Consider the following 19,107-nt stretch of genomic DNA (forward strand, 5'->3'; position numbering starts at 1 on the left):
TACTGATGGGTGTGTCGGGCGGTGCACGATTGTCTCCTGCCCGGCGCGCAGCTGCCGAAACCGGACATGTTCATCGCACGGAATCGTTCGGGATACTGATCGGATGGCCGCGTCACCCACTATGGAGCACCCGAGTCTGTTTTACGCCCTTGTTCTTCTCAATCTGCTCATCGTCACCGGCGCGTGGTGCCTGGCACGGCCGGGCTATCCGGCGGCTGCGGTCCTCGTCGGGCTCGGTTTTGCGTGGCTGTTCTGGAACGGACCACTCGAGGGGCGGGTGCTGTACAGCGTCAACTCTCAGCACGGGCTCACCGAGTCGGATCTCCTGTCCGTGGTGGCCTTCTTGATCGCCGGCTCGGCCATCTGGCGCGTCGGGAGACCGCGGTGACAGCACTGCTCGGAGCTGTTGCCGCGCAATCGTTCTGGAGACCGATTGTGGTGGCACCTGGCGTATGTGCGTCTCCACGGTGGTTCGTATTCCGCCCGGCGAGGCGGTGGTGACGGTGGTACTGACCTACGACGAGCCACCCCCGCGGGCAGATGGTGCCGGTCCAGCCATTGGTGGACCAACCCAAGAATGTCGGTGGATGTGCCGGTGAGATGTGATGTAGACCGCTATTCCAACGCTGCCAGGATCTTACGGCGCATCGGGGAGGACGTGCCGGGCAACCAGAGTCCGCGGACCGGGGCGAACGGCGGGTCGTTGAACTCCACGATTCGGATGCGCTTGTCATAGAGCCATCCGGGTGCATTGGTGACCAGGGCACAGGCCTGTGGATGGGCGATGACCGCGGTGTGTGGAGGAGTTCCGATGAGAGTCGAGACGATCACCCGGGGTTCGAATCCCGCCCGTCGGCACAACTCGACGAGAAGATCCGTGTACGAGGCTTCATGCTCGGGTCCCCACACCACGAGTTCATAATCAGCGATCTGTTCGAGGTCCACCCGATCCGCGGTCGCCAACGGGTGGGTTGCGGTCACCGCGAGCCGCAGTGCGTGGTGCGTGATGACGGTTGTCGCCAGGTCAGGGGTTGGTGACATACCTCGACGAAGGGCAAGATCAATTGTCCCGGAGAGCAATTCGGCACGCATGTCATGGGGGTGTACCGCTCGGACCGCGATCGGGGCAGACGGGTTGTCGAGTACGACAGGCTCGATCACGGTGAATACTTCCGACGGCGCGAGGTCGGGGGAGTGGCCGATCACGAAAGGAGTCGGATCGTCGGCGTGGCGAACCTGCGAGATCAACTGCTTGCCTGCCGCAAGTAGTGGCACGGCGCCTCGATAGAGAATGTCGGCGGCCGGAGTGGGTGTCAGGTTGCGAGGTGACCGGTCGAAGAGTGTCACCTTCAATTGCCGTTCGAGCTCGCGGATGGACGAGGACAGCGCCTGCTGGCTGATGAACAGCTCGGCTGCGGCGACACGCATACTCGGCGCCTCCATCACGGCAGCGAACATCCGAAGGCGCCGTAGGTCAATATCTCGCAAGGGCTGATCCTCCTGCATTGACAACCTCTCTATGTCAAATGATCCGTTTCACGTGATTGTAGATTGTCGATGGCCCGGTTACCGTCGACATCGGTCAGCCCTTTCGTTTCACGACGAATGTGATTGGCGGTCGGCGACGCCTCCCCTGACGGAGGAGTGAGGAGGACGCGTTCGGCCGCCACCCATGGCAGAAGTCGCGTGCGTATCACAAGCGCCGGGATCGGACGCGACGTTCGTGACAGAGGGGGCATGGGGTCGATCAGATTCTCAGCATGGCTGGTTCCTGAGTTTCTGTAGTCAAGTCCGGTCGTTGGGGGAACTGCCGGATGCGAACCATGGCAGGGGTGCGACGCCGGCTTGGTGTTGCGCAAGAACACACTCGACTAGTGGGGAAATGGTGAACACACGCTGGTCGACCGTCAGGGACACTTCAGCGCCGATGGGGGAGGGCGGCGTACGCCGCGCTGTGCTGGCGGAGGTATTGCCTTGGCGGTCCACATCATGGACAGATCGGTATCTGGCCGCACTCGCCTGGACCGACGCCCTCATCATCGTCGCAGCCGTCGCGGCGGCGTCGTGGCTGCGGTTCGGAAACAATGCGCCCGGCGAAACGCTCACGACCGCACGGATTCCCATGGTCGTGGTAGCCGGCGCGTTGATAGGCGGCTGGCTGGTGTCGATGCGTGCGTGCCAGACGCTTGATCGTCGGGTCCTCGGTTCTGGTCCGCAAGAGTACAGCCGTGTGCTCACTGCCTGCTTCTCGGTCTTCGGCCTGCTCGCCATCATCTCGCTCGCCTTCCAACTCGATGTCTCGCGTGGCTTCTTCGCGATTGCGTTGCCGCTGGGCACGGTCTGCCTGCTCGCCTCGCGACTGCTGTGGCGGCGCCGACTGACCCGCCGACGTGCCCGCGGCGAGAATCTCGAGCGACTGCTCGTCGTCGGCGAATCCGCGTCGGCCGAACATCTCGTGAAACGCTTGCAGCAGAATCCGCAGATCGGTTTCGAGGTGATCGGCGTGTGCCTGCCGCGCTTCGGTGGCCGCCACGAAACGTTCGCCGGTGTGCCGGTCTGGGGCGGCTTCGATGACGTTGCCACTGCGGTTGCGGCCTGCGGCGCCACCACGGTGGCGATCACCTCGGCGGAGGCACTGGGGCACAGTGCAATGCAGGACCTGTCCTGGAACCTGCAGGGTATGGACGTGGAGATGATGGTGGCACCGGGAGTCGCCGACATCGCCGGTCCGCGCATGATGCTGCGCCCGGTTGCCGGGCTGCCGTTGCTGCACATCGACAAACCGACATACCAGGGCGCCACCAAGTTCCGTAAAGCGACTGTGGACCGCGTGGGTGCCACACTCCTGCTGTTGATGATCCTGCCGGTGCTGGTGGCCATCGCCGTCGCCGTCAAACTCGACTCCGCCGGACCGGTGTTCTACCGCGCCACCCGAATCGGGTTGAACAACCAGCCATTCCTGATGTGGAAGTTCCGGTCGATGGTGGTCGACGCGGATTCCATGCGTGCCTCACTCGCCGCCGTCGATGAGGGTGCGGGAGTGTTGTTCAAGGTGCGAGACGACCCGCGCGTCACCCGGGTGGGTCGTTTCATCCGCCGGTACAGCCTCGACGAACTTCCGCAACTGTTCAATGTCGTCGACGGTTCGATGAGCCTCGTCGGACCCCGGCCTCCGCTTCGTGAGGAGGTCGAGCAATACGACGGCCGGGTTGCCCGCCGAATGCTCGTCAAACCCGGGATGACAGGTCTGTGGCAGGTCTCCGGGCGCTCCGACCTGTCCTGGGAGGAGTCGGTTCGACTTGACCTCTCCTACGTCGAGAACTGGTCGGCAACACAGGATCTGGTGATCCTGTGGCGGACGGCCCGCGCCGTCATCGGTAAAGACGGCGCCTACTGAGCCGGTCCGCCGGACATCACTCTTGTGTCACCTGAATCCATCAGCCCACGGGACGGAAGCCATGACATCGCGCACTTTCGAGTTCGACGACCCATCCACTTCGAAAGCGGGCGTGAATACCATCCGCTTGTTCATTGCCGGAGCAGAACTCGCCTTCGACATCCGGTCTGTCAGGACGCTTGCGCAGGAGATTGCGACCACCTGTCCGCCGTCGTGGTCGCTGGTCATCACGCCGAACTTGAACATCTGCCGGACGATGCAGGCGAATCCTCGTCTGCGCCGGATCATCTCGTCCGCGGACACACTGCTGCCGGACGGCTGGCCGATCGCCTGGCTGCTCAGCCGCGAGGCCGATCAGGAGGTGACACGCGCCAGCGGCGCCGACCTCATGGAGGAACTGCTGCGGAGCGACGGAGGTGGCCGCCCGCTGGTCCTTGTCGGCGGCAGCGATCCGACGGCGATGGCACACCTCGCCCAACGCGCCCAGGCATTCGGATGGAGAGTGCACCTTGAACCCGCACCGCCCGAAGAGCTCGAGAATCATTCGGCGCGAACGTATCTACTGGAACGGGTGTCCCGCGCGGGTAGAGGCGGAGTGGTCGTCGTCGGACTCGGTGTGCCCAAACAAGAGTACTTTGCCGACCATCTCGCGCAGCTGACGGGCTTCGGGTGGGTGCTGTGCCTCGGGATGGCTCTCAACTACAGCTCCGGTGTCAACCGGCGTGCTCCGGAACTCGTGCAGAGGATGAGGCTGGAGTGGTTCTACCGGGCGGCCAGTGAACCCCGCCGCCTCGTGCGACGCTACGCAGCCGACGCCGCCTACCTGTTGCGTCTGGTCGGACGAGCCGCGTAGCCCCGACTCCCGGTTCGACGTGCTGTCCAGCGGGTCAGTGATCGGTGCAGACGGTGGGCGGTGCGGTACCGTTCATGACCTTCTGCAGCCAGTCATAACCGGACATGTCGTCGCCGATGTCGTGATTGCGGCCGTCGAGAATGTGGTACTCGACGTCACTGCCGAGGGTGCAGGCCTGTCGGACCGCGGTGGTGGTCGACTGCGAGTTGACCACCGGATCGACGCTGCCCTGAAGGATGTACATCGGCACCGCGGTCCTGCGTTGTGGGAGCGAATAATCTTGCAGCACATCGGCGAGCTTGGTCTCGGCTACGTCGTCGGCCGGTGACACATCCTCGGAGGTGATGGAATCCATGGCCGCCTGCCGACGATCGGCGTCGCCCGGCACGCACGAAATGAGCAGGGGCAGATCATTGCGCACATTGCCCCGGAGGTAGGCCCACCGATCGAGTTGTGGCGCTGATACCGACAATCCGGTGATGAGCAATGGCATGAGCCAGTCCTCACCGGCCAGGAAGGTCCCGTCCGAGGTCACACCGAGGCGGCGCAGGTTGACTGCTGGGGCCTGGGCGGTGGCCGCCACCAGTCGCAATTCTGGGGCGTATTGGGGTGCCAGTTCAGCTGCCGCCCAAGCCGACTGCCCGCCCTGCGAGTGTCCGGCCGCGGCCCATCGGTTACTGATCAGGCCCGGGTGCATGGTACGCAGGGCCCGGACCGAGTCGGCCAGGTCGTATGCTGCCGACCGTGGCTCGAGATACGGGTGCGCCGGCGCCGAAGCCGATGCCCCGTCCGACTCGCCGGCAATCCCCAGTCCTTGAAAGTCAACGACGGTGACCGCGAATCCGCGGTCCAGCAGCATCTTCACCGGACCGACCTGATCGAGGGCGGTCGGCGATGCGGTGGGTCCGCAGTCCGGGGTGAGACCGGTTGTGCCGTGCCCGATGGCGACGACGGGCCAGCCGCCCGGGGGCGGTGTGCCGGGCGGCAGGAAGAATGCACCCGAGACCTTGGTCGCGGTGCCGGTGGCACCGTCGGTGGATCGATAGATGACCAAGTCGGTCGAGCCGAGACTTCCGGCGTCCGCCGAGGTGACGCGCACGATATCGCCTGCGGTGGCCCGGGCCTGCGCCGACTGGGGAGTGGCCAGCGGGGTCGCCATCAGCTCGGTGGCGGGGGCGTCCACGGGTACGCAACCGGCCAGGCCGATCGCTGCGACGACGGCAAGCGAAGCAGTGCTCAGGAAGTGGCGAGGAGAATAGAACACGGTGAACAGCCTATCCGCCCTACCTCAATCGTTTCTGTGAGTCCCGGCATTCGTGTTGTAAGCTATGACACGATGAATTATGGACCGCCCGTGTGGTTTTCTCGCCTCTACAGTCTGCCTTTGCTCTTTGTGATCCGACAGGCCGGTATCGAGGATCTCGTCGTCCGCGAAATGTCTCGTTGGGTGGAATGCCTGGCCGATCCAGCGCTGCTCGAGGCGTCCGATCGAGATCGTTTCGCGATTATGGTGACCCGTCTCAAAGAGTTCCGCAGCCTCATTCACTATCGGCTCCGGCACCTGTCATTCTTTGTGCGGTTCCCGCTACGCGTGATCTGGCCGGGCGAGGCATCGCTGGTCTTCGGCTGCGATGACATCGGCGCCGGGCTGTTCATCCAACACGGATTCTCGACCGGAGTTGACGCCGTTCGGATCGGAACCGACTGCTGGATCAATCAGCAGGTGACTGTGGGCCATATGGCAAAAGGCAAGCCGACCATCGGGGATCGGGTCACCATCGGTGCCGGCGCTGTGGTGCTGGGCCCGATCACCATCGGCGACGATGCGGTGATAGGTGCGAACGCCACGGTGGTGACCGATGTGCCGGCCGGCGCGGTTTTCGCTGGGCCGCGGGCCAAGGAAATCGCACGCCGGCCGCCTACCGCCACCCAGAGCTGCGACGGGCCCGCGTCAGTCGCGGAGGAAACGTTTGGCGAGGGAGGCGGCGAAGCGCATCGGTGACATATCTGGCGAGACGAGGTGCCGTGAGATCTCGAATGGGGGGTCTGCACAGCTGACCCGGCCGCCCCAGGTGGTCACCGCGTACGAGTAGCCGGCATCGGCGACGGCTTGCAGCGTCGTTGGATCATAGTCTGCGCGAGTTCCGTTCGGATACGCCAGGGTGGCAACCTCGTCGCCGAGCCGATCCTGCAGGATCTGCCTGGATTCAGTGAGGCTGCGGCGTTGGGTCTCGGCGGATTCCCTGGCCAAGATCGGATGTTCCATGGTGTGCGATCCGACGGTGAGACCCGCACGGGCCAGATCTGCGGCCGAATCCCAGTCCAGGAACAGACGATCCGCCCCGTAGCGGGTGGTCGGTGCGAGCTGGTCGACCAAGTCTTCGATCCGGGCCGTGCGAGTGGCATGATCGAGGTGCTTGACGTCTCCCTCGATGTGGCGCTGGGCGTACAGCCGCTGTGCCGGATCGCCGATCCGGTACTCCCGACCGTCGTAATGAAGCGTTCTGGCCGCGGTGCCGGCGATGGCCCAGCCGAGTCGTTCCCACCACGCGTGGACACTGCGGTCGAGCAGCCCCGGGACCAAGTAGATGGTGCCGCACATACCCCACCGACGAAGGATGGGAGCGGCCACGGTGAGGTTGTCGCGGTAACCGTCATCGAAAGTGAGTGCCACCGCACGCGGTGGGAGGGCGCTTCCCGACGCCAGGGTGTCGAGTGCCGATCTCAGATCGACGACGGTGGCGACCCTGGACAGTATCCGCATCTGTTCGCCAAATCGCCGCTCACCCATTCGCGGTCTGGCCGGCCAGCACCAGGTTCCCTCGATGTTGTGATACCCCAGTACCAACAACCTGTCTCGTCGGGTCATCGACCGTCCTCCCTGGCCTCGACGACTTGCGTCCACACTCGCAGAAGGGCGTCGTGCCAACCCTCGACGCCGAATTGCTCGGCAGTCGCCACAGCCGCCTTGGACAACATCGCGGCACCGGCCCGGTCCGACACGATCATGCCGATGGCCTTCGCAGTGGCGTCGATGTCGCCGGGAGACACCAGGATTCCGTTCTCCAAGTTGCGAACGACGTCGGGGATCGCGCCCACCGGGGAGACCACTGGGATGAGCCCGGCGGCCATCGCTTCCAACAACGCCATCGGCAGACCCTCGTCGTAACTGGGCAGGAGGAAGAAGGTGGCGCGGGCCAGAAGGTCGTCGCGTTCTGCGGGACCCACCCAGTCGCGGATCTCCACACAGTCGAGATCGGCGGATTGGGCGCGAGCCCGGTCCACCTCGCCGTCGCCGGCAAGGATCACCCGTAGGCGGGCGCGGGTCGCCGGATTCAAGGATCTGATCGCCGCGATCACATCGAAGGTGCCCTTACGTTCTCCCAACCGGCCGAGGGCGAGTCCCAGGATCGGCGCCTCTGGATCAGGGGTGACCACATGTGGTTTCGGTGCCGGATTGTGCAGCACTTCGACGCGGTCTGGGTCCAATGCGAGTACTTCGGTGTACTCGTCGGCCAGATCGTTGCCCAATACGAGCCAGCGATCGGCCCGCAGGACGTGGCGGGTCAGAGACTGCACACGGGGACTCGTCGCGCGATACCACGCGGCGAAGTTGTAACTGTGCGCATGCATGACCACCGGAATACCGCGCAGCCGGGCCGCGAGGATCGGTGCCGACTTGCGGAACACCGAGCCTCGATGAGCCAGATGGACGTGGAGGACGTCGGCGCGCCCCGACGCGACCCGCAGCGCGGCACGGACCATCCCGGCCAGGCCGACGAGTCGTTTACGGACCAGGCCGTGATCCAGGTGTGTCACCACCACAGAGAGTCGAACCTCGGAACGTGAGCTCTGGCCGAGGCGAAGCATCTCGGTCATCACAGTTGCCATTCCGCCCCGGCTGACCTCTGAGGCCGGGCCCGGGCCGACGGTGAGGACTCGCAGCGGGCGGCGCGCTTCTGAACGGGTCATCGATGGTGTTCCTTTGCAACGAGGAGCAATTCGCGACGAAGGGCCGCTGCGGCCACCGGTGCGGCGAAGTCCCGACGATAACGGCGCGCGGCGGCCTCGCCGGCCGCGGCGGCCGCTCGAGGATCGGCTAATAGGTCGAAGGCCGCCGTCAGACCCGTGATGTCGTCGCGATCGATCGGTGCCGGAATCTGGGGCTGAAACTCGGGTAGGGCACCGTGTGTGGAGACGATCGGAGCCACGCCGAGTTGCATGGACAGCACCTGCACACCACTCTGCGTGGCCAGACGATAGTGCGCCACCGACCCTTTGGCCCTGCGCAGCGGTGCCACCACGGTGTGATAGTCGTAGGGGCCACCGTTCCACCAGGCGGCTTTGGGCAGACGCGGAGGGGTGGGGGCGCTCCCATAGAGCCGTAGGGTGTCGCCCTGGTATCCGGGCCCGGTGACATGCCGTTGCCACGCCTCGAACACGGTCGGCAGGTTCTTGTACTCGTTGAGCCGGCCGATGAGGACGAAATCCTCTCGCCGATCAGCGGTTTCGGGGTGGGCGGCGAGATTGTCGGGGAGGTCGCTCGACAATGGGACGACACCGATCGACTGCGTCGAGAGTACGCCGCCGAGACGGGTCGCGACATAGTCGCTGAAGCAGATCGTACGTCGAGCCGAGGCACCCCACCGATCGAAGATCGCGCGCTCCCATCGTGGCCTTTCCTCGTCGACGCCGTGCGGTTGATCGTCGTGACGGAAGTTCACCCGGGGCGCGAGGGCGCCGAGTGCCAGCCATCGCGGGTCGCGAACGAATTCGGTGATCACCACGTCGGGACGGAAATCTCTTGCGCGGCGATAGATGCGGGCGAAATCCGGCCACGTACCCGGCGACTTCGGCCGCGGGTCGGTCACGACCTCCCAATCAAGAGTGCCGACGGGCTCGGGGTGTTGATCAGAGGTGATGAGCAGGACCTCGTCACCCTGCGCTCGTAGTTCCTCGCCATAGCACCGCGCCAGTGGCCGCAACCATGGGGACAGCCAGAGGATGCGCATCAGCTGACTCCGTCGAAAGCGGATTCGTAGGCGTCTGCCATTGCGTCGATGGTGTATCGCTCGGACATGTGCAATCTTCCGGCGGCCCCGACCGTCGGAAGACGAGCGGGATCTTCGAGCGTCTCGGTGAGCGCCGCTGCCCATGCGTCGATGGTCGGCTCATTCACGAGGATCCCGGCGTTTCCGTGATCGAGGATGTCGGGTACGGAGCACACGCGGGTGGCGAGTACCGGAATGCCACGCGCCATCGCCTCGAGCATCACGAGCGGAAAGGCCTCGTTTCCGCTCGGCGAGCACAGCAGATCGGCGTCGGAGAGGGCCTGATCGGGGCCGGGAGACCATCCGCGCCAACGGATTCGATCACGAACTCGCTCTGGTGTCATCGCCTCGAGACGTTCCCGGTCGGGTCCGTCGCCGAAGATGTCCAGAGTCCAGTCGAGATGATCGGGAATGCGGGCCAAAGCTGCGGTGAGGATATGCGGGTTCTTAGCCTCGACCATTCTTGCCAGCATCACCAACCGTATGGTGCCGTGGTCTCGCACCCGTGCCGGCGGTGTTTGCTGGACCTGGGCTGCGCTGACGACTCCGTTGGGCGCGATCACGTGCTTGACACCGGCCGGAAGGAATCTGTCGAGCTCGGTCCAATGTGCCGGTGACAAGGCGACAAAGCTGTCGGCCCGGCTCATGGCTCGGGCGAGGAGAGCCGAATAGGTGGGACCGTCATCGGTGGGACAGGAGTGAGAGGCGGCCAGCCATCGTCGATCGCGATGACCGGCCCGCCACAGCGTGCCGAACCCGGTTTCCGTGTTGGTGTCCCCGCTGATCAGGATCGCCCGAACCCCACCTCGAGGGTCACCAGGAGGGTCGGGCAGATCCACCATGGGCGCCCACCACGGTTGCCGGACCACACGGATGTCGTGGCCGATCTCGGCGACCAGCGGACCGAAGCGCTGCATACAGACGATGGTCACCGGGTATCCGCGGCGGACCAGCTCGGACCCCAGAATCACGTGATGCCGTTCTGCGCCACCGTATCCCAGTCGGTTGACGGTGAATATGACGGCGGGCTTACCGGTCGCCGAGATCGCGCTCAAACGGGCACGGTCGCGGCGACGGGAACGCTGCACCCGATCCAGGACGGAGGTTCCGGCCAGGTAGACATCGCCGTGGTGCACGGTCGCGGCGCGATCGAGGTTCCGTGCGATCCCGGTACGCAACAGATCTGTTGACCGCAGTCCGGCGCGCGGGTCGTCGCTGACGGTGCCGTGTCCGTGGTGGGAGACGCCTGGCTCGTTGGCGAGGAGAAGACGCCATCCCGCTTGTCGCGCGCGGCGTTGCCAGTCGGCTTCCTCGCCGTACAGAAAGAACTCCTCGTCAAAACTCCCGACCTCGTTCCACGCTGCGCGCGAGATCATCAGGCACGCCCCGGTCAGGTATCCCGACACCTCGGTCGGTGCGGACGGATACAGCGACGAGAAGGGGGTCGACCGCAGACGCGGCGAGTACCAGGCGTAGTCGACGAGCGCACGGACCACCCCGGCCCGCCGATGCGCCACATCCCACGGGCGGGTGTCAGCGGGACTGTCACCTCCGTGCGGATCCGTGATCAGCGGTGCGACGGCGGCGACGCGGTCGGAGCCGATGAGTTCGCGGGTCCGCTCGAGTGGGCCCAGGAGCGTGGCGTCGGGGTTGAGGAGCAGAAGGTACGGGCAACTGCTCAGGGCCGCCAGCTTGTTGACCGCGGCGGCGAACCCGATGTTCGATGACCCGAGATGCCAGTCGATGTCGGGGTGGCTGGCACTGAATTCAGCCACCGCCGGGTGTTCTGGGCCGGAGTTGTCCCAGACGCGGATGGTGATGTCGTCAAGGTGCTTGCGGACGGAGGTGATGGCCGCCGCCAGGTCATCGACGCCCCGGTACGCGACGATCAGAACCTCGAAATCGCGTTGTGCCCCAGCTGGCTCGGTGCCGGTCATGACGCCCCTTCCACGTGCTGATCTGACGACGCCCGTAGCGTTGTGACGAATCGTTTGTTGGCCGGCCCGACGACGAAGTTGACGGCGACGTAGCAGGCGGCGGCGGCCGGCAGCGAGACCAGCGGTGAAAGGTCGCAGAGCAGGTATGCCGTCACGCCCGCGGCTGCTGCCGGGATCGCCAAACGCAGAATGAACCCGATGGGTTCGCGATAAAGTCCGCGTTTGGCCAGCCGCCAGCGGCTGCAGGCGAGGCCAAGGACTTCGGTGGCGACCAGTGCAGCCGCGGCGCCACGGGCGCCGAAATGCGGTATCAGCGCAACGTTGGCGACGATGTTGAACACCAGGGTGCATGCGTTGAGCTTCATCAAGAAGTGCTGATCGTGCGCGGCGAAGAGCGCCTGGCTGGCGGCGCTGTTGAGAAAGGTGACGGCGGCGGCGACGAACAACAGTGCCAGTACCGGCGCGCCGTCGGCGAAACTGTCAGAGCTGATCATCGTGATGATCGGCGCAGCCAGGATGGGACCGACCACCGCGATCGGAACGGCGAGAAAGTACATGATCTGCGATGTGCGGGCGACGATCTGTGCGAATCGGTCCCGATCTGAGGCGAAGAGTGCCGTGGCCGTGGACAAGAGAGAGGCGAGCAGGAGGTCGGAGACCATCGTCACCAGGAAGGCCAGTGAGTACGCGAGTCCGTAATGCCCGACCTGATCGGCACTCGACAGCACCGACAGCAGCACCCCGTCGATCCGCCAGTAGAGAACGGCGATGATGAGCACGACGGTGATCGGGAAACTCTCCACCAGCAGGCTGCGGGTCGCGGAGATTTCGAAACGTGGCCTCACTTGACCGAGCCGCGCGGCCGCAAAGGCCATCAACACGAGATTCACCGCCGGCGGCACCAGCTGCACCACGGCAAACCACTCCAGTCCGGCTCCCTGGCTGACCAGTACCAACGTCATCGCCATCGACAACGTGCGGCCACCGAAGTCGGCGAGTGCCACCGCGCCATATCGCAGATGCACCTTGAAGACGGCGTCGAAGGAGGTGTAGAGCGTGGTCAGGGCCAGCGAACCGACCGTGATGAGCAGGAGCTTGGCGATCTGCGGATCGTTACGGTAGACGACGAGTCCTACGCCGAGCGTTATCAGCGACAACGGCAGAGACCACACCACCGCGAACCCGAGGCTGATCCCCACCAGACGTTCCACCGACGGCCGCTCGCGCAGCCGCGAATCCGTCACACGACGGACGATGACCTCGCTGAAGCCCAGATCGGCGAATGCGGCCCACAGGGTGATGAACATCACAGCCGCCGTCAGGTACCCGTAGTCCTCTGGACCGAGATAGCGGGTGGTGAAGGTGACGGTCGCCAGCGAAGCCAGCGTCCCGAAGACGCGGCCGAACAGTTGAAGGCCGAATGCGCGGCCGATCCGACCAGCGGTGTGGCCGGAATCGGCCATCACTGCACCTTTGTCCGGCGTGGGTGTTTCAGTCAAGACGAACTGCTTTCGAAAGATGTCTGCGGTGCCAACCGGTGCAGTCAGCGCGTCATCGCAAATGCCACCGCAGGCAGGAAGTCGCCACCTGAGCTGCCTTGTCCCACACCGCACGACCCGTCTGAGGTACCCGGCGCCTTCACCCACAGGTACGCATCGAGACCCGGGGGGGCCGCGGGTGGATTCGCACGAGGTGCATAGCCGATCTTGCGTCCGGGCGGATTGCACCAGGTATCGTTGTCCCACTGGGGGTTTCCGTTACGTGAGGTATCCACGACGTAACGTGGATCGGGCGTCCCGGTAGCGATCAGAGCTGCGCGGATGCGTTGCGCGTAGATGGTGATCGGCGCAGTCGGGGCAAAAGAACTGACGTTCACCGCGAATCCGGTCCGTTCGGATGCGCCTGCACCGCGCAGCAGTGCCGCCATGCGTTCCGGTGTCACCGAACCCGAACTGGTTCCGGCATCGAGGTACACGTAGGTTCCAGGATTTCGGTTGAGGCGCGTAACTACCTTCTGTAGCAGTTGCATTCGTCTGTCGAACCCGGCACGGTCCGCCCGGAACTGTCGATCGGCCAACCATAGTGAGTCGGGTTCGACGATGACGATCGCCGAGGTATTGCCGATTGCGGATGCGACACCGCCGACCCAGGTCAGATAGTCGGTCGAAGTGAGATTGTTGATGGGACCGGTCAATCCGTCGTCGCGGCCGGGAATGTTGTACAGGACGACGACCGGCGTGGTCCCGGTACTGCGCGCTGTCGCAAGCATCGAGGTCAGGTTGGGCAGATCGCGCGAATCCCCGGTGAGCCACAAGGTATCCGGTTTGTCGCCCAGCGCCGCGCGCAGGGCCGTGGTGCGCGGATCGTGGGGATGGTCTCGCAACCACTGACGGGTCTGGCTGAACGCCGTCGCCGTGAAAGCGCGCGTGGGCAGCGCTGTTCGTTGCGCGGTGAGGGTGGGGTCGTTCTCGAAAACGCGTGACGAGCGGACGTGGTCTGTCGATCCGACGTCATTCGCAGGACTCGCGCAACCGGCTAGCGATCCGACGATCACGAGTAGAAGTGCGAGTGTCATGTTGCGTTTCCAGTGCCCCCCGGTACCGTTCTTCATGGAAAACACGCGATTCATGATAGCGCGGAATAGCGGGTTGTGTGGCCTCGAGGGACGCGGCGCCTTCGGGCGATCGGTCGAAGTGCCGGCAGGCGGAGCGGATGTTCGCCCTGCTCTTCGGTACTCTTAAATCTCGCAGCCGTGGGATGCAGGATCGGCAATCAGCGGTGACGGCCGATTCGGTGGCATCGCATCGGCCAGGGAGGTGCCCGTGAGAATACTGACACTCGCGCGCCGTCACCGTGTGGTGACGGCGCTCATCGTGATGTTCCTGCTTGTAGTGGGAACCGTCGGCGGTGTGATCGGTGCAGGGCGTGCCGAGCCCACCTACCAATCCGACGGCATCGTGCTGATCATCCCGCCCGGCGCGGGGAACCCGTCGGCAACGATGAATCCGTTCGTGAACCTCGACCAGAACATGTCTCAGCTGGCTCAGGCACTGAGCACCCGGATGGCAGCGCCCGACGTGGTCGAGCGGATTCATCAACAAGCACCCTCGGTGGTGAACTACCAGGCGCAGGTGCGCTACGACCAGTCGGTGGTGAATCCGGCTCCCACCTCGCAGTTGCAGTTCACGGTGCAGGGCACTGACGCGCAGGCGACACGGGATGTCGTCGCGCAGCTGATGGTGCTCGCAGATGAGGAGCTCAGCCGCATCCAGACACACGCTGGTGTGACGCAGTCGACCCTGGCGGATGCGGTCGTTCTCGTGCAGCCCACCGAACCGCAGGTGATGCCGGTGTCGAGTCTGCGTGCTGCGGGAATGGCCGCTGTGGCGGCCGTCCTTCTCGGGTTGGTGCTGATCGTCGTGGGCCTTGGTGTGTGGCGTTTCGTTCGCGGACGACATGGCGAGACCATGGTCGGCACTGTGGACGACAGCGATGACACGGACAACGGCAAGTATGAACCGCCGGGCGGTTCGGCGAATCATGAACCCGGCCACGACGACTCCGGTACAAGCAGCTCAGACTCCGACGGTGCCCAGAATGACAGTGTTACGGGTGACGGTGCCACTGACGAGACCAGGGAGCCGCAAACGTGGGCTCCGTCTACGGCGTCGGCCCGTCACACCGCGCCCGCGACCGAGGCGCGAGGGAGCGCATGGTGACGATCGCTGCCCGTCTGGACGAGTTCCGGACCTGGCTGCGTGACCCGGAGCATCTCGCCGCCACGCTGGTGAGTGTGAGTGGCGCGATGCTGCTCGCCATGCGGCAGGGGTACCGGGTCCCGCTGTCGACTGGTCTGCCACCGTCGCGGGTGGCGGCCGTGCTCGGCCTGCTGATCCTGATCGCGGGAGTGGTGTCGGGTAGGCCGTACTGGATGCGGTTGATCCGCGGAGTTCCGCTGTGGCCCACCGCCGCGGCACTCGCGCTCGCCGCTTCGATTTTTCTGTCCGCAGCCAACGCGACCAACGGCGCGATCAACGCGACCGACCTGACCCTCACCTGGTACGCGACGCGCGACGCGGTCACCGCTTTGGCCGCGTTTGTCGTGATCGTCGCTTTCATCCGCACTCGGGAGTCGATAGTTCTGGTGTTGCGCGGACTCGTCGTCGGCGGCAGTGTCAGTGCTCTCGCGGGGCTTATCGCCTATGCGACGGGAAAAGACCTCGCCGCCTTGATCACGGTGCCGGGTTTGCGCTACACGGACACTCAACTGGTGACGAACCTGATGCGTGAGGGTGTGGTACGCCCGCAGGGGAGCGCCGGACACCCACTCGAGCTGAGTTCGGTGCTCACTGTCCTGGCCCCTGTCGCGGTGGCATTGACCTTCGAGGCCCGCCGACGGGGCGTCGCCTGGCAGCCCTGGGCGTTGGCGACCCTGGTCCTGCTGACCGGTGCGGCGGCGACGATTTCACGGTCGGCGCTGGTCGGAGTGATCATCGCGGTCATCGTATTCGGGTGCTACTGGCCGCTGCGACGAACACTGGTGGTGCTGGGTGGTTGCGCCGTGGTGTTGGCCGCTGCGTGGCTGGCCAACCTCGCGCTGCTCCGTCAGCTCATCGACGTCGTATCCGGTGGGTCCAAGGACGCGTCTCTGCAATCCCGGTCATACGGTCGCGGATATGTTGCCGAACACTTCGGTGATCATGTCTGGCTGGGTCAGGGTTCGGGCACCTATGACGTCCGGGTGCAGCCGGTGCTCGACAACGACTACCTGGCACAGTTGATGCAGGTCGGCATCATCGGCCTCGGTGCCCTTGTCGTCTTCTATGTTGTCGGCCTGATCGCCGGGATGAGGTCAGCTGTACGCCTACGTGGCACACTTGACCCACTGGCCGAGATCGTGCCCGGACTTCTGGCCGCGGTGCTGGTGGTCATGGCCATCTCGATGATCCTCGACGTCGGGGGTTTCGCGCAGATGTCGATGCTCTCCACCGCAATGGTTGCGTTATCGGTCTGCGTGATGCGCCTCGCGACTTCGGCCCCGACAGACGATCAATCGACCTCGGCCGCTACGACGGCAATCGCGTGACAGTGACTGTGTGACAACGACACCGTCGCATCGCGCCAACCTCTATGGGCCCCCAGACGGGCGATCGCGCCGTGGAGGCGGAGTTCGGGTGGGCCGCCGCGGCCGGTGAGCACCTCGATGTCTCGAGGCGGCGTTGCCACATCGACGAGTCCGAGAGCCTTGATCGTGGCTTCCTTGGCCGCAAATCGGGCCGCCAGCCGTGGCGTGCGGAGGGCGCCACCGCATGCCACGAGCTCCGAGGCTGTGAACACCCGATGCAGGAATCGGTCGCCGAAAGCCGCCACTGATTCCTCGATCTCGCTCAACGCCACCAGATCACAGCCGATGGTGATGCTCATAACGGCCCTTCAGCGAACGGGGAGTCGAGCGCATCGACAGACGAGATGCGGATGCGGGGTGGACGGCGGCTGCGGTCGGTGCTCGTCGCGGTGACCCGTACATCGTGGCCGATACCTCCGACGAGGCCGAAACAATTGTCGCTCATCGAGTATCCGGGTGCGTCAAGGCAGACGTAACGTAGTGAAACCGGCGCGCACACAGTGACGATCCAATCGGCTCCAGCGGCATCCGGGCGAATTCGCCCGTGTAGCCCGGACCGAACCGGCGAGCGCGGTGGAGTCACCACGAGTACGTCGCGACCGAGCGGCGTGCCGTCCGTCGCAGTGAGTCGCACCTCGACAGCATCGGTGACCGCCGGCCCGAATCGGTAGGCATGGCTGAGGTCGGTGAACGTGCCGGTGAGCTGCTGGTCGCTGCGGTGCAGGGCGGAATGCGGCGCTAACGCGACGGGTTCAACGTGGGTCTCGTGTTGGCCGACATGGAGCGTCAGATCGGCGTCGAGTGGGGTGGGCCCGTCGTTGTAGACATCGACACGCAGTCCTGACAGGCCGTCGTCGGAGAGGAGTACTGCGACCGGAGCCCAGACGCGCCGCAGCACCGACAACGGCAGCTTGGGGGAACCGTCCGCACCGAGCAGGCCCCAGCCGGCGCCTGGCACCATGTCCTTGCCGCTCAAGACCAGTGCGCCGGCGCACCGTGAATCCGCGCGACGCCAGTACCGGTAGCAGCACTCCATGGCCGCCGAGATCGCCACTCGTCCGAGCTGGAGATAGCGGGCCGGGTCCACCCGACGAATCGCGAGCGGGTCCACATCGAATACCGCACGGACGTAGTGATCGCGGACATCTTCGAAATCCCAGGATGCAGTGCGATCCCGCGGTACGCCCGCCTTCCACCACGGATGGTGACCCACCACGGTGAGCGATCCGAAATCGCGTTCGATCGTGGCGTCATCCGGTGGGATGGCAAAAGCCAGCGACTCCGCGGCAAATCGCACCCGGGCGCGATACACGTCCTCGATCGGTCGGAGGTAGCCGCCGACGCCGAACCAGTGTGCGACGCCGGACGCCGGATCGATGGCGTCGTCGGCGGACGGCGCGGCACCGGTGGGACTCGACTGGACGAAGACCGCGTCGGAGTGGTCGGCGACCATGGCCGGCAACAGTTCATCGAGTATCGGCATCCGGCGGGAGGCGGCGTCGACGCCGAGCATTTGGGGCTGCTGCTGGGTTTCGCTGCCGCCGCTGAGCACGGTGAGCGCGGGATTGCCGGAGAGCCTGTCGACAAGTGCGCCCACCTCTGCGCAGATCGTCCGGGAGATCTCCTCGGGCGGATCGAATGTGGCCTGCATGGCGTCGTGCCAGATGAGGATTCCGGCCTGGGCGCACAGATCGTAGAACTCGGGCTGTTCGGGAACCAGGCCGCCGACGAGACGCAGCATGGTGGCGCCCGCGGCGGCGAACTCGCCGACGACCCGTGTCAGGGACTCGGGGTCGTCGGCGGACGGGCGGACCGCGTTCAGTGGCGCCCAGGTGGCGCCCCGGCAGAACACCTCGACTCCGTTGACGCACAGCGTGAATCCGCCATCCGAACGATCGACCGTGACGTCCCGGAAGCCCAGCGGTCGGTCGGCGGCCCGTCGACCGTCCACGTCGATGATGAGGCGGTACAGGTAGGCGGGGCCGTAACCGGCGGGCCACCAGCGCACCGGGTTGCGCACTGACATGCGCAACTCCGCAGTCGTTCCGACGCCGACCGCGGAACTGGCAGCGGCGACCTCGATCCCGGTGTCGTCGACGATCCGGGCTCGCACCACGGGCACCGTGCCGCGGGTATCATCGGCGCCGACCAACCGAAGGTTGACCGCGACCCGGCCGTCGACCTTCGTGGTAACGGAGACGTCATCGAGAACCGGACCGCGGTGCAGGTGTACCGGCTGCCAGATGCCGACGATCGGGGGGAGATCCCCGTACACCGGTGAGCGACCGATCAGTGAGGTCCGCAACCAGCGCAGTCCCTGCGCCGCAACCAATGTGGAGCGCCACCGTCCGCGACCCCGTCGCGTTCTCAGCCAGCGGGTCACCGAGTCGAACCGCACATGGATGTGCTCGGTGCCTGCCGGGATGGTCACCGTCATCGGCAGGAACATGGACTCTACCTCGGCGACAGCCACCTGATCGGCGAAGATTGTTGCCGGACAGGTTATTCCGTCGAAGCGAACGAGCGCGGCCGACCCCGGGGTGAGGGTGGCCGACTGCCACCAGTCGTAGGCGTCCACATCGCAGCCGGCCCAGGGGGAATCCTCGAGCAGTGCGCCCACCGGGCTCGGCGTAACCACCTCGAGTCCGGGCAGTCCGAGGGCGGACAACTCGGCCGGTGTCGTCGCCGCGCCGGGTGAGGTGCGCACCAATCGCCAGGCCGTCAGTTCTTCCGCGTCGACCACT

The 19,107-nt window shown here is 65.3% G+C and carries 16 protein-coding genes; 6 read left to right on the forward strand and 10 right to left on the reverse strand.

Features of this window, described 5'->3' with window-relative positions; genetic code table 11:
- The first annotated feature begins 103 nt into the window (after positions 1-103).
- Positions 104-388, forward strand: a complete 285-nt coding sequence (locus GBRO_RS05215) for a hypothetical protein (RefSeq protein WP_012832946.1) — start codon at positions 104-106, stop codon at positions 386-388.
- A gap of 227 nt (positions 389-615) precedes the next feature.
- On the opposite strand, the gene GBRO_RS05220 is transcribed toward GBRO_RS05215, so the two are convergent.
- Positions 616-1,506 carry a LysR family transcriptional regulator gene (locus GBRO_RS05220; protein WP_256596302.1) on the reverse strand — a complete coding sequence of 297 codons (891 nt, stop codon included), beginning with the start codon at positions 1,504-1,506 and terminating at the stop codon, positions 616-618.
- Between the two features lie 421 nt (positions 1,507-1,927).
- Here GBRO_RS05220 and GBRO_RS05225 point away from each other — a divergent pair, with 421 nt between their 5' ends.
- The gene (locus GBRO_RS05225; RefSeq protein ID WP_012832948.1) at positions 1,928-3,397 is read left to right on the forward strand and encodes a sugar transferase; all 1,470 of its coding nucleotides are present in this window, start codon (positions 1,928-1,930) and stop codon (positions 3,395-3,397) included.
- A gap of 112 nt (positions 3,398-3,509) precedes the next feature.
- Complete coding sequence (locus GBRO_RS05230) at positions 3,510-4,250, forward strand: WecB/TagA/CpsF family glycosyltransferase (RefSeq protein ID WP_041919738.1); 741 nt, start codon at positions 3,510-3,512, stop codon at positions 4,248-4,250.
- Between the two features lie 34 nt (positions 4,251-4,284).
- Here GBRO_RS05230 and GBRO_RS05235 read toward each other — a convergent pair whose 3' ends face one another.
- The gene (locus GBRO_RS05235) at positions 4,285-5,514 is read right to left on the reverse strand and encodes a lipase family protein (protein ID WP_012832950.1); all 1,230 of its coding nucleotides are present in this window, start codon (positions 5,512-5,514) and stop codon (positions 4,285-4,287) included.
- Between the two features lie 129 nt (positions 5,515-5,643).
- On the opposite strand from GBRO_RS05235, the gene GBRO_RS05240 reads away from it, so the two are divergent.
- Positions 5,644-6,252, forward strand: a complete 609-nt coding sequence (locus tag GBRO_RS05240; RefSeq protein ID WP_227892924.1) for a serine O-acetyltransferase — start codon at positions 5,644-5,646, stop codon at positions 6,250-6,252.
- Here GBRO_RS05240 and GBRO_RS05245 read toward each other — a convergent pair.
- The 6 genes from GBRO_RS05245 to GBRO_RS24590 all read right to left on the reverse strand — a co-directional run bounded on the left by GBRO_RS05245 (position 6,202) and on the right by GBRO_RS24590 (position 13,849).
- Positions 6,202-7,119 carry a polysaccharide deacetylase family protein gene (locus tag GBRO_RS05245; protein ID WP_012832952.1) on the reverse strand — a complete coding sequence of 306 codons (918 nt, stop codon included), beginning with the start codon at positions 7,117-7,119 and terminating at the stop codon, positions 6,202-6,204. The two genes, GBRO_RS05240 and GBRO_RS05245, sit on opposite strands and share 51 nt — an antisense overlap.
- Positions 7,116-8,222: a glycosyltransferase family 4 protein gene (locus tag GBRO_RS05250; RefSeq protein WP_012832953.1), complete on the reverse strand. Its 1,107-nt coding sequence runs from the start codon at positions 8,220-8,222 to the stop codon at positions 7,116-7,118. The genes GBRO_RS05245 and GBRO_RS05250 overlap by 4 nt, the downstream gene beginning before the upstream one ends.
- On the reverse strand, positions 8,219-9,262 hold the full coding sequence (locus GBRO_RS05255) for a glycosyltransferase (RefSeq protein WP_012832954.1): 1,044 nt from the start codon (positions 9,260-9,262) through the stop codon (positions 8,219-8,221). The genes GBRO_RS05250 and GBRO_RS05255 overlap by 4 nt, the downstream gene beginning before the upstream one ends.
- The gene (locus tag GBRO_RS05260) at positions 9,262-11,238 is read right to left on the reverse strand and encodes a glycosyltransferase (RefSeq protein ID WP_012832955.1); all 1,977 of its coding nucleotides are present in this window, start codon (positions 11,236-11,238) and stop codon (positions 9,262-9,264) included. Before GBRO_RS05260 ends, GBRO_RS05255 begins: the two co-directional genes overlap by 1 nt.
- Entirely contained in the window at positions 11,235-12,701 is a 1,467-nt protein-coding gene (locus tag GBRO_RS05265; protein ID WP_012832956.1) for an oligosaccharide flippase family protein, read from the reverse strand. Before GBRO_RS05265 ends, GBRO_RS05260 begins: the two co-directional genes overlap by 4 nt.
- Positions 12,702-12,781: 80 nt before the next feature.
- Entirely contained in the window at positions 12,782-13,849 is a 1,068-nt protein-coding gene (locus GBRO_RS24590; protein ID WP_169309861.1) for a glycoside hydrolase family 6 protein, read from the reverse strand.
- A 211-nt stretch (positions 13,850-14,060) separates the two neighbouring features.
- Here GBRO_RS24590 and GBRO_RS05275 point away from each other — a divergent pair, with 211 nt between their 5' ends.
- On the forward strand, positions 14,061-14,957 hold the full coding sequence (locus tag GBRO_RS05275) for a hypothetical protein (RefSeq protein ID WP_012832958.1): 897 nt from the start codon (positions 14,061-14,063) through the stop codon (positions 14,955-14,957).
- Positions 14,951-16,324, forward strand: a complete 1,374-nt coding sequence (locus GBRO_RS05280; RefSeq protein WP_012832959.1) for an O-antigen ligase family protein — start codon at positions 14,951-14,953, stop codon at positions 16,322-16,324. Before GBRO_RS05275 ends, GBRO_RS05280 begins: the two co-directional genes overlap by 7 nt.
- Here GBRO_RS05280 and GBRO_RS05285 read toward each other — a convergent pair.
- Both GBRO_RS05285 and GBRO_RS05290 read right to left on the reverse strand, forming a co-directional pair.
- Complete coding sequence (locus GBRO_RS05285) at positions 16,288-16,662, reverse strand: holo-ACP synthase (protein ID WP_012832960.1); 375 nt, start codon at positions 16,660-16,662, stop codon at positions 16,288-16,290. The genes GBRO_RS05280 and GBRO_RS05285 overlap by 37 nt on opposite strands.
- A complete protein-coding gene (locus GBRO_RS05290) occupies positions 16,659-19,106 on the reverse strand; it encodes a glycoside hydrolase family 2 protein (RefSeq protein WP_012832961.1) in 2,448 nt (815 codons plus the stop codon). Before GBRO_RS05290 ends, GBRO_RS05285 begins: the two co-directional genes overlap by 4 nt.
- Between the last annotated feature and the right edge of the window lies 1 nt (position 19,107).

This window comes from Gordonia bronchialis DSM 43247 (assembly GCF_000024785.1).
GTDB lineage: Bacteria > Actinomycetota > Actinomycetes > Mycobacteriales > Mycobacteriaceae > Gordonia > Gordonia bronchialis.